This window comes from Nonomuraea sp. NPDC052129 (assembly GCF_040680095.1).
Classification (GTDB): Bacteria; Actinomycetota; Actinomycetes; order Streptosporangiales; family Streptosporangiaceae; genus Nonomuraea.
The window spans coordinates 13,914-29,181 of sequence record NZ_JBFAVX010000009.1; the positions used below are offsets into that span (position 1 = coordinate 13,914).

The 15,268-nt window shown below is 67.9% G+C and carries 14 protein-coding genes; 11 read left to right on the top strand and 3 right to left on the bottom strand.

Features of this window, described 5'->3' with window-relative positions; translation table 11 throughout:
• Positions 1-316 precede the first annotated feature (316 nt).
• The 8 genes from AB0L53_RS21355 (at position 317) to AB0L53_RS21390 (ending at position 9,898) form a co-directional block, all read left to right on the top strand.
• On the top strand, positions 317-685 hold the full coding sequence (locus AB0L53_RS21355) for a hypothetical protein (protein ID WP_363996301.1): 369 nt from the start codon (positions 317-319) through the stop codon (positions 683-685).
• 8 nt (positions 686-693) lie between these two features.
• Entirely contained in the window at positions 694-1,812 is a 1,119-nt protein-coding gene (locus tag AB0L53_RS21360; RefSeq protein WP_363996304.1) for a GNAT family N-acetyltransferase, read from the top strand.
• 150 nt (positions 1,813-1,962) lie between these two features.
• Positions 1,963-2,796, top strand: a complete 834-nt coding sequence (locus tag AB0L53_RS21365) for a glycosyltransferase family 2 protein (protein WP_363996307.1) — start codon at positions 1,963-1,965, stop codon at positions 2,794-2,796.
• A gap of 11 nt (positions 2,797-2,807) precedes the next feature.
• Positions 2,808-3,746, top strand: coding sequence for a glycosyltransferase family 2 protein (locus AB0L53_RS21370; RefSeq protein WP_363996310.1), 939 nt, complete (start codon positions 2,808-2,810; stop codon positions 3,744-3,746).
• A complete protein-coding gene (locus tag AB0L53_RS21375) occupies positions 3,746-4,549 on the top strand; it encodes a polysaccharide deacetylase family protein (RefSeq protein WP_357644162.1) in 804 nt (267 codons plus the stop codon). Before AB0L53_RS21370 ends, AB0L53_RS21375 begins: the two co-directional genes overlap by 1 nt.
• 13 nt (positions 4,550-4,562) lie before the next feature.
• Complete coding sequence (locus tag AB0L53_RS21380; protein WP_363996313.1) at positions 4,563-5,858, top strand: hypothetical protein; 1,296 nt, start codon at positions 4,563-4,565, stop codon at positions 5,856-5,858.
• Positions 5,859-5,866: 8 nt separating this feature from the next.
• The gene (locus AB0L53_RS21385; RefSeq protein WP_363996315.1) at positions 5,867-8,638 is read left to right on the top strand and encodes a hypothetical protein; all 2,772 of its coding nucleotides are present in this window, start codon (positions 5,867-5,869) and stop codon (positions 8,636-8,638) included.
• 78 nt (positions 8,639-8,716) lie between these two features.
• Entirely contained in the window at positions 8,717-9,898 is a 1,182-nt protein-coding gene (locus AB0L53_RS21390; protein ID WP_363996317.1) for a DUF418 domain-containing protein, read from the top strand.
• Here AB0L53_RS21390 and AB0L53_RS21395 read toward each other — a convergent pair.
• Complete coding sequence (locus AB0L53_RS21395) at positions 9,877-10,332, bottom strand: Lrp/AsnC family transcriptional regulator (protein ID WP_363996319.1); 456 nt, start codon at positions 10,330-10,332, stop codon at positions 9,877-9,879. The two genes, AB0L53_RS21390 and AB0L53_RS21395, sit on opposite strands and share 22 nt — an antisense overlap.
• A gap of 93 nt (positions 10,333-10,425) precedes the next feature.
• On the opposite strand from AB0L53_RS21395, the gene AB0L53_RS21400 reads away from it, so the two are divergent.
• The 3 genes from AB0L53_RS21400 to AB0L53_RS21410 all read left to right on the top strand — a co-directional run bounded on the left by AB0L53_RS21400 (position 10,426) and on the right by AB0L53_RS21410 (position 13,407).
• Positions 10,426-11,295: an LLM class flavin-dependent oxidoreductase gene (locus AB0L53_RS21400; RefSeq protein WP_363996321.1), complete on the top strand. Its 870-nt coding sequence runs from the start codon at positions 10,426-10,428 to the stop codon at positions 11,293-11,295.
• Positions 11,292-11,717 carry a nucleoside deaminase gene (locus tag AB0L53_RS21405; RefSeq protein ID WP_363996323.1) on the top strand — a complete coding sequence of 142 codons (426 nt, stop codon included), beginning with the start codon at positions 11,292-11,294 and terminating at the stop codon, positions 11,715-11,717. The genes AB0L53_RS21400 and AB0L53_RS21405 overlap by 4 nt, the downstream gene beginning before the upstream one ends.
• A 106-nt stretch (positions 11,718-11,823) precedes the next feature.
• Positions 11,824-13,407, top strand: coding sequence for an alpha/beta hydrolase (locus AB0L53_RS21410; RefSeq protein WP_363996326.1), 1,584 nt, complete (start codon positions 11,824-11,826; stop codon positions 13,405-13,407).
• Between the two features lie 60 nt (positions 13,408-13,467).
• Here AB0L53_RS21410 and AB0L53_RS21415 read toward each other — a convergent pair whose 3' ends face one another.
• Both AB0L53_RS21415 and AB0L53_RS21420 read right to left on the bottom strand, forming a co-directional pair.
• Positions 13,468-14,697 carry a cytochrome P450 gene (locus AB0L53_RS21415; RefSeq protein WP_363996329.1) on the bottom strand — a complete coding sequence of 410 codons (1,230 nt, stop codon included), beginning with the start codon at positions 14,695-14,697 and terminating at the stop codon, positions 13,468-13,470.
• A complete protein-coding gene (locus AB0L53_RS21420; RefSeq protein WP_358540278.1) occupies positions 14,694-15,251 on the bottom strand; it encodes an ATP/GTP-binding protein in 558 nt (185 codons plus the stop codon). Before AB0L53_RS21420 ends, AB0L53_RS21415 begins: the two co-directional genes overlap by 4 nt.
• Positions 15,252-15,268 lie beyond the last annotated feature (17 nt).

Below are 15,268 nucleotides of genomic sequence, written 5' to 3' on the forward strand. Positions count from 1 at the left end.
GACTCCCGGTCGTCAAATGGGCCTCCCCTCACGCCAGTGACCGCTGAGCCCGGAGTACACTTACGTGACAAGTGGGGATAAAACGGACCATAGCTCGAAGATCTTGCCGCAAGTAGGGCATCCTTGTGGTTTGGGGACCGCAACGGAGGCCGGAGTATGACCGTGTGTTCAAAAACACACGAAGAATATCTGCCTGCCGGTAAACCGGAGCGCGTCGCCAAGCGTCGGCATTGACGTGTCCACGGGTGCATTGGTCCCATGAAATGCGATCAATCGCGCCTTTACCCAGCTAGGCCCCAGGAGAGAAGACAAGTAGATGCTCAAGCACCGCAGAGCGCTGACGTGGCTCCTCGCGCTCGCCTGCATCGCGGGAGCGGTGATCGCGCTGTTCGACATCCAGACACCGCTGCGCCCGTTCCTCATCTCTCTTTTCCTTCTGGTGGTGCCAGGAGCCGCAGTCGTAGGACTGTTGCGTGATCGTGACCCGCTTGCCGCACTATCAGTAGGAGCTGCGGCAAGTCTCGTGCTTAACGTGCTTCTCGCCCAAGCCATGCTGCAGTTCAACGCATGGTCGCCTCGGGCCGGTGTGGCAACGGTCGCCGTGCTCGGAGGCTTCATGTACGTGCTTCGCGTGTTGTACCGGGGGAAGAACATGCAGACCGAACAGGGGGCCAGGCCAAGGTGAACATCACAGTGGTTCGCCCCGGAGACCTCGGCGAGTCCGAGCGGGCCAGGTGGCGGGCGCTTCAGAAGGCGGACCCGAGCCTGGACAATCCATTCCTCTCCGTCGAATTCGCCTTGGCGATGGACCGCCTGCGGGATCGGGTCCGGGTCGCGGTCATCCAGGACGAGACCGGCATCGCCGGCTTCTTCCCGTACGAGCGCCACAGCTTCGGCATCGGCAAGCCGCTCGGCGGCTTCCTCACCACCTGCCATGGCCTGATCTCCGAGCCGGACCTGAAGTTAGAGGCTCGCGCGCTGCTGAGGGCCTGCAAGCTCAGCGTCTTCGACTTCGACCACCTGGTCGCGGGGCAGCCGACATTCGCGCCTTACGAGAGCGACGTGCGCCCGGCGCCGGTCATGGACTTCACCCAGGGCTTCGACGCCTGGCTCCAGCAGGTGAAGACCAACTCCCCCAAGAACCTGAAGACCGTGCGCTACAAGGAGCGCAAGTTCGGCAGGGAGCACGGTGGGCTGCGCTTCGAATGGGCTTCGGCCGATCCGGAGGTGCTGCGCACCCTGCTCGCGTGGAAGTCCGACCAGTACAGACGGACGGGCCGGGTCGACCGGTTCGCCCAGCCCTGGATCGTCGAGCTGATCGACCTGATGTTCGCCGAGAAGTCGGCTGACTTCTCGGGTGTCCTTACCATGCTGTACGCGGGAGACGTGCCAGTCGCCGGCCATTTTGGACTGCGCACGGCCACCACGCTCGTCGGGTGGTTCCCCGCTTACGACACCGAGTTCGCCCGGTACTCACCGGGCATCGTGCACCATCTGCAAATGGCAGAGGCCGCCGCGGCGGCCGGGTTGCACATGGTGGACATGGGCAAGGGCGGCAAAGAATACAAGGACTGGCTCAAGAGTGGGGTGCTGTACGTCGCCGAGGGCCGGGTCTCCAGACCCTCCGCGTCGGCGGCGGTGCACTGGATGGGCAGAACTCCTTTCAACAAAGCCCGAACAATTGTCATGGACCGGCCGTCTCTCTATAGGGCAGCCGACAGAGTCCTGAAGGGTTTCGGTCGGGTGCGCAGCTCTTTGCAGCACCAGGAGTCATCCAACGCAGTCGTCAAGGAACCAACGGGAGCGCGCTAGCGCCCCCACCCGTACAGCCCTAGCAATCCCCGCGCAACCCTCGCTCCCAGTGGACCCTTCATGCACCGTTCGCAGCACCGCCATTCCTCCTGCACCCGGGAGTGGCTGCGTCCAACCAGCGTGCTGGGTCTCGGAAGGAATTCCCTCACCATGAGTCCCGACATCACCAAGCACAACGGCAAAGCGCAGATCGCGCCGCTGCGATCGATGCCACCTATTGAGCGTTTCACCCCGGTCACGCCTCACCTGGCCATCTCTCCCACGGTGAGCGTCGTGGTCCCGGCCATGAACGAGGCGGACAACCTGCCTCATGTCTTCGCCACGCTGCCCCAGTGGATCGATGAGATCATCCTGGTCGACGGCAACTCCGTCGACGACACCGTGGCGGTGGCCAGGCGCCTGCGGCCCAACCTGAAGGTGGTCACCCAGACCGGCAAGGGCAAGGGTGACGCCTTGGCCGCCGGCTTCGCCGCCGCCAGCGGCGACATCATCGTGATGATCGACGCCGACGGCTCCACCGACGGCCACGAGATCATCACGTTCGTCGGTGCGCTGGTGACCGGCGCCGACTTCGTCAAGGGCTCCCGCTACGCCGCCGGTGGCGGCAGCGACGACCTGACCGTCGGCCGCCGGTTGGGCAACAAAGTCCTCACCGGCATCGTCAATATGATGTACGGCACCCAGTACACCGACTTGTGCTACGGCTACAACGCCTTCTGGGCCCGCCACCTCGAGGTGCTCGACCTCGATTGCGACGGTTTCGAGGTGGAGACGCTGCTGAACGTCCGCGCCGCCAAGGCCGGACTGAAAGTGCACGAGGTGCCGAGCCACGAGCGCAACCGGATCCACGGCGAGAGCAACCTGCGCGTCGTGCGTGACGGCATGCGTGTGCTGAAGACCATCCTGCGAGAGTGGCGCCGCCAGCCCGCCCCTCCGCAGCCCAAGCCCGCCACTGCTCCGGCCGCGGACCGGGGTGTCGCGTAAGAAGGTCCGTTGTGAAGACGTCTGTTGTCATCTGCGTATACACCGACGAGCGGTGGGAGGACATCAGGCAAGCCGTCGAGTCGGTCGAGAATCAGCGGCGACGACCGTACGAGCTGATCCTGGTCGTCGACTACAACCCGGACCTGCACCTGAAACTCAAGCGTGCTTACCCACAGGCCATTGTGGTGGAGAACACGCACGAGAAAGGGCTGTCCGGCGGCAAGAACACCGGCGTGGCCATGGCCACCGGTGACATCGTCGCGTACCTCGACGACGACGCCGTCGCCGATCCCGGCTGGCTGGAGGCTTTGGAGGAGGGCTTCCAGGAACCGGGTGTCGTCGGCGTGGGCGGTCGCACCGAGCCGTTGTGGGCGTCCCAGCGCAGGCCGCGCTGGTTCCCCTACGAGTTCGACTGGACGGTCGGCTGCTCTTATCGCGGCATGCCCGCGGTAAGAGCGCCGATCCGCAACGTGATGGGCGGCAACGCCGCCTTCCTGCGCGAGGTCGTCTCCGAGGTGGGCGGTTTCCACAGCGGCATCGGGCGCAGCGTGCAGGGCCGCAAGAGCAGGCCGCTGGGCTGTGAGGAGACCGAGTTCTGCATCAGGCTGAGCCAGCGCAAGCCCGGCTCGGTCATGCTGTTCGAGCCGCGCGCGCTGATCGGGCACAAGGTGTCGCGCCAGCGCGAGCGGTTCGCCTACTTCAGATCCAGGTGCTACGCGGAGGGACTGTCCAAGGCCCTGGTCACGCAGGAGGTGGGCACCCAGGACGGACTGGCCAGCGAGCGGGCGCACGCGCTGAAGACGCTGCCGCTCGGCGCACTGCGGGGCGTCGGCGAGGCGTTCCGGGGCGACGTCGGCGGGCTCGGCCGGGCCGCCGCGATCGTGGTCGGCCTGGCCTGGACCACCTGGGGTTACCTGATCGGCTCGGCACGACTGAAGGCAGTGCGCTGATGATCCGCGTACCGATATTGATGTATCACTCCGTCGCCGACGACCCGAACGAGGAGACACTCCCTCACTCGGTACGGCCGTCGGACCTGGACGAACAGCTCGCCTACCTGTCGGAGAGCGGGTTCACCCCGCTCACGCTGGGCGATCTGGTGGCCTCACTGAACAAGAACAACGGCAGGTGCATGCCGGACAAACCCATCGTCCTGACCTTCGACGACGGCTACGCCGACTTCCACAGCCGCGCACTGCCGCTGCTCGACCGCTACAAGTTCCCGGCCACGGTCTTCCTGACCAGTGGCTGGGTGGCGGACGCCGGCGACGACGCCGCGGGCCGGCCGCTCGACGACATGCTGACCTGGGGCCAGGCCCGCGAGACCGCCCAGGCCGGCATGGAGATCGGCGGCCACAGCCACAGCCACCCGCAGCTCGACCAGCTCCACATCGACGAGCTGCGCCAGGAGCTGCGCAAGAACAAGGGCCTGCTGGAGGAGAAGATCGGCGCGCCGGTCGCCACCATGGCCTACCCCTACGGCTACTCCAGCGCCCGCGTGCGGCGCGAGGTGCGCAAGGCCGGCTACTTCGCCGCCTGCGCGGTCAACAACTCGATCGCCGCCGACCGTCACGACATGCTGGCCATCCCCCGGCTGACCGTGGCGCGGCACACCTCCATCAGCATGTTCAAGCGCGCCGTCGAGGGCACCGGTGTGCCCCTGATCTACCTGAAGGAGCGGGTCCTCACCAAGGGCTACGCGATCGTCAGGCGCACGAAGTACGGCCTGCAGCGGGTGCGTGGAAATGTCTAGCCTCTGGGGGAGGGTGCTGCGCGACCTTCGTAACCCCCTGTTCCGAAACGGCTACGCGCTGATGGCCAACACGGCGATCACCGCGACGCTCGGCATGGGTTACTGGCTGCTGGCCGCCCACTTCTACACGCCCGAGGAGTTCGGCCGGGGCCAGGCGATGATCACCGCGATGCGGCTGTTCGCGTCGCTGACCGCGCTGGGCCTGGTGGGCGCGCTCTCCCGCTTCCTCCCGCTGGCGGGCCGCCGCATCCCCGAGCTCATCCTGCGGGGGTACGGCCTGGCGGCGGCGACCGGCGGCGTGGCGGCACTCGGCTTCCTGCTGACCCTGCCGCTGTGGGGACGCACCTACTCGGTGCTCGGCGCGTTCGGGCCCGGCCTGTTCTTCCTCGGCTCGGTGCTGGTCTGGTCGGTGTTCACGTTGCAGGACGTGGTGCTGACCGGACTGCGCAACGCCACCTGGGTGCCGCTCAACAACCTGGTCTTCGGCCTGGCCAAGATGGGGTTGCTGATCGCGATGGCCGGCGCGCTGCCCGACGGCGGCATCTTCACCTCCTGGATGGTGCCGACGGCTCTCGCGCTGATCCCGGTCAACTGGCTGATCTTCGGCGTCATCGTGCCCCGGCACATGAAGCGGACCGAGACCGTCCAGGAGCCGCCGCGGCTGCGCCAGATCGGCCGGTTCCTGGCCGGCGACTTCCCCGGCACGCTGTCGATCCTGGCCATCGTCTACCTCGTGCCCACCGTCGTCGCGACCCGGGTGGACGAGGCCACGTTCGGACGCTTCTCGATGGCCCACACGCTGGCCAGCATGATCGAGCTGCTGGCCATGAACATGGCCGTGTCGCTGACCGTCGAGGGCTCCTTCGACCGGTCGCAACTGGCTGAGAACTGCCGCCGAGCGCTGCAGCGGGCCTTCATGATCATCGTCCCGATCATCGTCGTGGTGATCGCGGGAGCGCCGCTCATCCTGAGCGTCTTCGGCGAAGGCTTCGCGGCGGAGGGTACGACGCTGCTGCGGCTCATGGCGCTGGCCGTGCTGCCGCGGGTGCTGATCGAGGTCTATTTGAGCGTGCTGCGGGCGCGGAGTGACGCGCGGCAGCTGGCCATCGTGCAGATCGGGCTCGCGGTGCTCGTTCTCGTGTCGATCCTGGCGCTGTTCCCGTTCGCCGGGGTCAACGCCGTTGGGTACGGCTTGTTGCTCAGCGAGACTTTGATGGCACTTTTGATCTTCAAATCTCTTCGCAAAATACTCATTCTTGGCGATACTCGGCGGACTCCCGTCACTCAGGGGTCGTCCGGGGCCGCATGATGGTCAACGTGAGGCAACGCGACGGCGATGGCATGACAACGGGGATCACGGGCTCCTCCGAGCACGTGGGCGACTCCACGGACGGCACCGAGGCAGAGGGGGAAACGGGCGTACCCTTCGATCCGGACGCCACGGGCGTCATCCCCCGGCTGCCGGTCCTGGAGGGGCCGGCCGCCCCCGTGCCGGACGCCGCCGCGGACGTCGCCGACGGTGACGACGACGGCGATGACGAGGCGGAGACGGGCACCCTGCCCGCCATCCGCCTGCCCGCCACCCTCCACATCGGCACGCCACCAAAAGCCCCCGAGGACACCAAGGACCCGACGGAACTCAAGGCCACGCAAGAGCCCAAGGACCCGAAGGAGCCGAAGGGCACCAAGGACCCGGGCGCGGACAAGTCAGCGCCGACCGTGGATGACAGCGCCGCGGGGACCGTGCCGACGAAGGTGACGGCCGCCCCGGTCGCGAGTCTGGCCGTGGAAGCTCCCCCGGCTCCCGCGAAAGCGCCCGTCGAGCCCCCCGCCACAACCCCCGCCTCAACCGCCACCAAGACCCCGGCCAAGCCTCCGACCAAGGCACCCGCCACGGCCGAACCCGCCGCTAGCGAACCCGCCCCCGCCAAGGCGAAGGGCCTGGGCGAGCGGCTGCGGCAGTTGGGGCGCAGCGCGCCCATGTGGCTCCCCGCGCTGCTCACGGTCGAGGGCCTGATCATGTACGTCCTCGCCCTGCGCGTGGCCCCAGGCCCGCTGCGCGGCGTGAACCCGGCCGACATCAACGGTCTCGGCCTGATCGCCGCCCTCCCGGCCAGCGCGTTCGCCGCGATCCTGATCATGCTGGTGTCGTTCTTCGTCACCGTCGCCCAGAGCACCGACCGTAAGTTCCTCCTGTTGTTCCAGATCGCCGTCATCACCTTCGCCCTGCACGGCGCGGGTTCGCTGGTGGCGAGCGAGCCCCGGTTCCCCACGGCGTACATCCACGCGGGCTTCGTCGACTTCATCGGCCGGACCGGCGAGACCGCGATCAGCATCGACGCCCGCATGGGCTGGCCGGGCTACTTCGCGCTGTTCGCCTTCGTGACGAAGGCCGCCGGCATCAGCGACATGACCACGATCCTCCAGTGGACGCCCCTGCTGACGAACCTGCTCTATCTCCTGCCGTTCGTGCTGATCCTGCGCCAGGTGGTGGCCACCACGCGGGCGCGCTGGTACGCGGCGCTGCTGTTCGTGCTGGTGCAGTGGATCGGGCAGGACTACTTCTCGCCGCAGGGCTTTACCTTCGCGCTCTATCTGGCCTTTGTCGCGATCCTGTTGCGCTGGTTCGGGCGGGTGGAGCCGCGCACCAAGCCGATCGCACCGAAGGGGCTGCGCAAGCTGCTCGGCCGCCTCGACGCGATGACGCCGGGCGAGATCGCCAACACCGGTACGTTCCGGGCCGACCGGCTGCTGATGCTGCTGATGCTGCTCGCGCTGTTCTTCGCGGCGACGGCCTCGCACCAGATCACGCCGTTCATGATGCTCGGCGTGGTGACGGCCTTCCTCATCTTCAAGCGGACCAAGCTGACCTGGGCGTTGCCGTTCTTCCTCGGTCTGGCCGTGCTGGCCTGGATCAGCTACGAGACCGTGGGCTTCTGGGCGGGCCAGATCGACGCGATCTTCGGCGGCCTGGGCCGGATTCTGACGAACCTGCAGCGCAACACCGGCGACCGCATCGCGGGCAGCGACCCGGCGCACGCGCTGGTGCTGCAGGCGCGGCTGGGCATCCTGGTCGTGATCCTCGCCCTGGCGGCGACCGGCCTGTTCAGGCGGCTGCGGCGCGGGGTGGTCGACCGGGCGGCGCTGATCCTGCTCTGTGTGCCGGTGCTGGCGCTGGGGCTGCAGAGCTACGGCGGCGAGATCGGGCTGCGCATCTACATGTTCGCGCTGCCCGGCGCCTGCCTGCTGGCGGCGTACGCGTTCTTCCCGAACCTGCCCGCCGACAGCGCGGACGTGCGCGAAGAGACCGTGCCCATGCGCAAGCGGAACGTCCGCTTCAACCCCGAGCTGACCAGGAAGCTGTCGGTCGTGCTCGCGGCCTGCTTCGCGGTGGTGTTCGCGGGGGCGTTCCTGATCGCCCGCTACGGCAACGAGAAGTTCGAGCGGGTGACGACCGGCGAGGTCGCCGCGATGCACTACATCTACGCCCACGACAAGCCGAGCGCCAAGGTCCTCTACCTGACGGCCAAGGAGGGCCCCGAGGTCACGCCGACACTGCCGTGGGGCGAGAAGGACATCGAACTGGTCAACTTCAACGGCCAGGCGCTCGTCTACCAGGATCCGACGAACATCGCCAAGGCGGTCGCGACGCTCAAGGCCAGCCAGCGCAACACCTATCTCGCCGTCAGCACCGGTCAGATCGCCTACCTGCAGCTCAATGAGGGCTTCCCGGCAGACTGGGGTCCCAGGTTCAGGGCCGCGCTGGACGCCTCGCCGGATGTCAAGAGGGTCTACGCCAACAAAGACGCCGCTCTGTACACCTGGAAGAAGTTCGTCAAGGGCACCGAGATCCCGGAGCCCCGGTCATACTTGGGACCCGGGGACCCCACCTCGCCCTGGACGCCGGTCGGCCTCGCGGCACTGGCCCTGACCTGGGCAACTCTGTTCGGTTACGAGGTGATCCGGCTCAACGGGCCGAATCGGGCGGTCAAGGCGCGCCGGCGGTTGCTGTGGGTGGCCATCCCGGCATTCGCCGTGGCAGTAGGCGTGATCATCGAGCGATTTATCTATATCGCATCAAATACCTAGATTCACAGGAAACCCTCAGGTTTTGCGGAATGATGTTCGCTGATGAGGACACATCCCGCCATTTCACCTGGGCGATCCATGGCTACACGCATCACTTCGGTCGATGCCCTGCGCGGCTTCTCGCTGCTCGGCATCCTCGTCGTGAACATCGCCTTCTTGGCCTCCGGTTACCGGATGGCCGGGATGGCGGAGCCCGCGTTCACCTCACCGCTCGACTGGGCGGTGCGGTGGACCGTGACCCTGCTCATGGAGAACAAGTTCTACTTATTGTTCTCCTTCCTGTTCGGCTACAGCTTCACGCTGCAGGTCGACTCGGCCGTACGGCGGGGCAAGGCGTTCGTGCCGATGTTCCTGCGCCGCCTGGCCGGGCTGTTCCTGATCGGGCTGGCTCACGCGGTGCTGCTGTTCCCGGGTGACATCCTCACCACCTACGCCGCGGTCGGGCTGGCCCTGCTGCTGCTCCGCAAGATCTCGCCCAAGACCGCGGTCATGCTCGCGATCGCCTTGACCTCCATGCTCGCCCTGGGCTTCGTGCTGCTGGCCGTCCTCGCGATGGTGGGTCTGGACACGGCCGGGACGGTCTCGCACGGGGTGGCGGAGGCGGTGCACTCCGACACGGCGTTGCGCGGCTCGGGCTTCCAGATCATCGGCGAGCACCTGCGCAAGCTCTCCCTCATCGTCGTGCTGCGCGTACTCTTCCAGGGTCCGGCCGTACTGGCCGCCTGCCTGATCGGGCTGGCGGTCGGCAAGCTGGGCGTGCTGCGCGATGTGTCCGCGCACACGGCCACGCTCCGTCGGCTGCAGTGGCTCGGGTTCACCCTCGGGCTGGGCGGCGCGTTCGTCTACACGCTGTCGGCCTGGCACGGCAGCGTGAACAAGTTCCTCGGCGAGGCCGTGGACCTGGTCACGGCTCCCCTGCTCGCCGCCGCCTACGCGGCGACCTTCCTTCGACTGCTCCCGCACCTGCCGCGCATCGGACGAGCGCTGGCGGCGCCGGGCCGGATGGCGCTGTCCAACTATCTGGGGCAGTCGCTCATCTGCTCACTGATCTTCACGGGGTACGGCCTGGCGCTCGTGGACCGCGTCAGCCCACCGGTGGAGGTGGTGATCGCGCTGGTCGTCTTCGTCGGGCAGGTCTTCCTCAGCCATTGGTGGCTGCGTGGGCACCGGTACGGGCCGGTGGAATGGCTGCTGCGCGCCGTGACGTACTGGAGCCGGCCCGACCACCGGGGCGCTCATCAGAAGTCGGCGCGCGCCTGAGGCCCCCGATAGGGCAGCGTCCGGCTGTAGACCAGGTTGGTGGTGGTGCTGCCGAACTGGGCGAGCTCGTCCACGACCCGTTCGAGATGGGCCATGGAGGCCGCGGCCACCTTCAGCAGGTAGCAGTCGTCGCCGGTGGTGCGCAGGCATTCGAGGATCTCGGAGCGCTCACCGAGCAGCCGATGCAGCGGCTCGTGCCGACTGCCTGGATACTTGAGCCGCACCACGGCGAGCACGGCGTAGCCGACCTTCTCCAGATCGACCTCGGCCCGGTAGCCGGTGATGACGCCGGCCGCCTCCAGCCGCTTGACCCGCTCGGTCGTCGCGGAGGAGCTGAGGTTGACCCGCCGTCCCAGCTCGGTGAGCGCGACGCGCCCGTCTCTCTGGAGCTCGGCGATGATCGCCCAGTCCGTCGCGTCAAGGCTCTCGGTCATCGGCCCAAAATACCGGCAATTCCCCGGCCAATCGTCCCGTACGGAGGGAGAACTCCCTTCCTGCCACCATGGCCGATTGGCTAGCCTGCACGGGTGCGAATAGGCGTGAACGTCCCGAACTTCGGACCAGGCACCAACCCCGACGTGCTGCGCGGCTGGGCGCGGACGGTGGAGGGCCTCGGCTACGACCTGCTGATGCTGTCGGACCACGTGGTAGTGACGCCGGACGTGGCCGAGCAGTATCCGGCGCCGTTCTACGAGCCCTTCACCACGCTGGCCTGGCTGGCGGGCATCACCGAGCGGATCAGGCTCGGGACCACGGTGCTGATCATGCCGTACCGGCATCCGCTGCTCGTCGCCCGGATGGCCGCCAACCTCAACGACCTCAGCGGCGGGCGGCTGGTCCTCGGCGTGGGCGTGGGCTGGGCGCGGCAGGAGTTCGAGGCGCTCGGCATGCCGTTCCACCGGCGCGGGGCGCTGACCGACGAATACCTCGACGCGCTGCGCGCCGCCTGGGCGGACGGCGCGGACTACCGCGGCGGGCCGGTGCCGATCTGGATCGGCGGCAACAGCGACGCCGGCCTGCGCCGCGCGGTGCGCCTCGGCGAGACCTGGCATCCGCTGCGCAACACCCTGCCCTGGCTGCGCGAGGCCTTCGGCCGGCTCAAGTCCCTCGCAGACGAGCAGGGCCGCCCGATGCCCGCCCAGGCGCCCCGCATCATCCTCAGGCTCACCACGTCGCCGATCACCGATCCCGAGCGGCGCGCCGGCGAGGGCACGATCGAGCAGATCGTGGACGACCTCGAACAGCTACGCCTCCTCGGCGCGGACACCGTCGTCCTCGACCCCTTCGACGGCGACCCGCAGGAGACGTGCCACCCTGAGGTGGCCTGGCACGCCCTCGCAGCCGTAGCCGCCTCCTGGGACCTCCACACGAACCACCCACGAACGGAGCAGCCATGACACATGACGACGAGCAGTTCCTGCGCCGGGCCATCGGGCTGGCCGCCAAGGCACGGGCGGCGGGCAACCCGCCCTTCGGATCCCTCCTGGTGGCGCCGGACGGCAGCGTGCTCGCCGAGGACGTCAACACCTCCATCAGCGACGCCGACATCACCGCGCACCCTGAGCTGAAGCTGGCCCGCTGGGCGGCCCGTGAGCTCAGCCCCGAGGCCGCGGCGAGCACCGTCATGTACACCAGTTGCCAGCCCTGCGGCATGTGCTCGGCCGCCATCGAGCGGTCGGGGCTCGGGCGGGTGGTGTTCGCGCTGTCCACCGAGCAGCTCAGCGGGCTCAAGCCACCCGTCGAGAACGCCGGGGCGCGACTCGACGGACCGGCGCTGTACGACGAGGCGCGGGGGCCGGTCGAAGGCTATTACACCTAGTCCGACTCCGGCTTTTCTCCACAACATCCGTAAAACTCCGCAAACCGCACTGTCGGCCCGCCAGGATGATCGATGGGACACATCGACACATCAGGAAGGACCGATAGTGAGGTTAAGGTTATTCACCACGGCACTGGCCGGTGCCGCACTGGTGACCCAGCTCACCGGAGTGGCATCAGCCCAGTCGGCCCCGTCGACCGCGATCGACTGGGCGGAATGTGGCACCACGTACAAGGGCGAGTGCGCGACCATCAAGGTGCCGATGGACTACGCCAAGCCCAACGGCGCGACGATCGACCTGGCCATCGGCCGCTTGAAGGCTCTCGACCCGGCCAAGCGGCAGGGCGTGCTGTTCGTGCACCCGGGCGGTCCCGGTGGGTCCGGCCTCAACGCGTACATCATGGGCCGCGGCATCCCCGACGACAGCCCGCTGCGCCAGTACTTCGACATCGTCAGCGTGGACCCCCGCGGCGTCGGCAGCAGCACGCCCATTCTGTGCAGCGAGGACGTGGTCAACGAGACCCCGCTCACCTACCCGGCCAACGAGGCGGAGTATCAGAACTGGCTGGCCTTCAACGCCAAGCTGTCGAAGGACTGCCGCGAGCGCACGGGCCCGCTGTTCGACCACGTCGGCACCACCAACGTGGTGCGCGACGTGGACTCGATCCGCGCGGCGCTCGGCGAGCGCCAGATCAGCTTCTTCGCGATCTCCTACGGCACGCAGGTCGGCCAGCAGTACGCCGAGATGTTCCCGAAGAACCTGCGCGCGATGGCCATCGACTCCAACATGGACCACAGCATCACCTCGGCCTACCAGTACATGAAGACCGCCACCGAGGACCTCGAAGGCTCCTACCTGGCGTTCGCGAAGTGGTGCGGCGAGACGGCGGCCTGCGCGCTGCACGGCCAGGACGCCACGGCGGTCCTGGACGGCCTGCTGGCCAAGGCCAGGGCCGGCACCCTGAAGGACCCGGAGACCGGCGCCGTGATCTCGGACGAGGAGCTCCGGATCGAGGTGTTCAATCCGATGTACAAGCCGTCGACGGGCTTCTTCCCGCTGGCCGAGCGGCTGAAGGCGCTGGCGGCCGGCCAGGCGGACCAGCAGGTCGCGGACAAGCCGGTGGCATCGGACTCGGCGGAGGCGAAGTCGACGGCCAGGGCCGCGGCCGAGGCTTCGACGTCGACCGCCGAGGGCGTCAACAACGCCTACCCGGTCATCTGGTGCTCCGACTGGAAGTGGAACGTCAGCGGCTTCGCCGAGCTCGACGCCTACAAGCGCCGCCTCAAGGCCATCGCCCCGCACACGGAGCTCTCCCCGTTCTGGAGCGACGTCATGAGCTGCCTCAACTGGCAGGGCAAGACGTCCAACCCGCAGCATCGCCTCAAGATCAGCGGCACTCCGCCGATCCTGGTCATCAAGGCGAAGGATGACGTGGCCACCCCGGCGGCCTGGAACTACGCCGCCGCACGGCAGATCCCGCGCTCGGTCGTACTGGAGTACGACGGCGTCGGCCACGGCCAGTTCCGCAACAGCACCTGTGCGCGCGACTACATCGAGAAGTACCTGATCAACCGCACCATGCCCGCGCCGGGAACGCACTGCGCCACGCAGTTCCCGACGGAACCGCCCGCGACGACGCTGTCTCCGCAGGACTCCCCACGGTCCATCACGGGCCGCCCGGTCCACTGACGGCGAGCTGACCGGTGGTGTGCCCCCTGACGTGTCAGGGGGCACACCCCTTCGGCGGTTCTAGCCGGGTCCCCTGAGGTAGCCGGGCGTGAACTCGACCGGCAGGGTGGTCAGGGCGCGCAGCCGGAAGGACGGCCGCCAGACGAGCTGGTCGGCGGGCACCGACAGCCCCATGTCCGGAAGCCGGTCCAGCAGCACCTCGACGGCCGTGTAGGCGATGACCTCGGCGAGCTCCGGCGCCGGGTGCGGGCAGCCGTGCTCGCCGTGGCCGAAGGACATGTGCGCGTGGTTGCCGGCGGAGCCGCCGTAGGAGTCGGGCCGCACCTGCGGGTCGGCGTTCGCGGCGGCGAGACCGATGATGAGCGCGTCACCGGCCCGGATGCGCTGCCCGCCCAGCTGCGTGTCGTGCGCCGCCCAGCGGCCCAGGCTGTTCTGGGCGGGCGAGTCCTCCCACATGACCTCGTTCAGTGCCTGGCTGGCACTGCGGCGGCCGCCCGACAGGGTCACGGCGAACCGTTCGTCGGTCAGCATCAACCGCAGGGTGTTGCCGATCCAGTTGGCGGTCGGCTCCTGGCCCCCGCTCAACAGCACGACCAGGTCCTGGACGATCTCCTCATCACTGAGCCCCGCGGGATGGGCCAGCAGGCGTGAGGGCAGGTCCGGGCCGGGGCGCTCGCGTTTGGCGGCGATCAGCCGCTGCATCGCGTTCTGGACTCGCCCGTACGCCTCCGCGCTTTCCGGGCCGACGTTCAGCACCATGGTCACGTCGGCCACGATGCGGGGCGTCTCCGCCTCCGGCAACCCGAACATCGTGACCATGGACAGCAGCGGCATCGGCTGAGAGTACTGCGCGATCAGGTCGGCCCGGCCGTGACCGGTGAATGCGTCGATCAGGCTGTCGGCGACCTTCTCGCACTGCGATCTCAGCTCGAACTGGTCGACGGAGGCGAGGGCGTCGCTGAGGGCGCCGGCCCGCCGCTGATGCTCGGCGCCTTCGGTGAACAGAATGGACGGCTGGTAGCCGACGAACGCCATCAGCGGCCAGTCCGGCGGGATGCGATCCCAGGCGTTCCACCGGCGGGAGTCGCGGCCGAAGAGCTGCGGATTGCTCAGGACGTAGCGCAGCTCGCGGTAGCCGACCACCAGCCAGGCGGGGATATCGCCCTCCATCAGGACCGGGACGACGGGCCCGTGCAGCTTGCGCATGTCCCGGTACAGCTGCTCCGGATCCTCCTGGAACTGGGGCCCGTACATCCGGATGGGCTCGGGTGTGTAGTGAGTATCGGTCATCGGGTAACCCCCCGGGCGGAGGACATCGCGTGGAGGTGGTTGACGAGGGCGATCAGCACGGCCTTGCTCGAGTCACGTTGACGGGCGTCACAGTCGATCAGCGGAACCTCTTCGGACAGGTCCAGCGCCTCCCGGATCTTCTCCAAGGGATGCGTCGGCTCGTCGAAGTTGTTGCGCGCGACGATGAACGGCATTCCGTGGTGTTCGAGCCGGTCGATGGCGTACCACGAGTCGGCCAGGCGGCGGGCGTCCACCAGGACGACCGCTCCCAGCGTCCCGGAGAACAGCCGGTCCCACAGGAACCAGAACCGGTCCTGGCCGGGCGCCCCGAACAGGTAGAGCACCATCTGCTCGTTCAGGCTGATGCGGCCGAAGTCGAAGGCCACCGTGGTCGTGGTCTTGGTCTGTACGCCGCTCGCGTCGTCGATCCCCATTCCTGCCTGGGTCATCGTCTCTTCGGTGCTCAGCGGCCGGATCTCGCTGACCGAGCGGACCATGGTCGTCTTGCCCACGCCGAACCCGCCGACGACCACGATCTTGAGACCGGTGGTCATCGTGCTCCGTAGCGGTG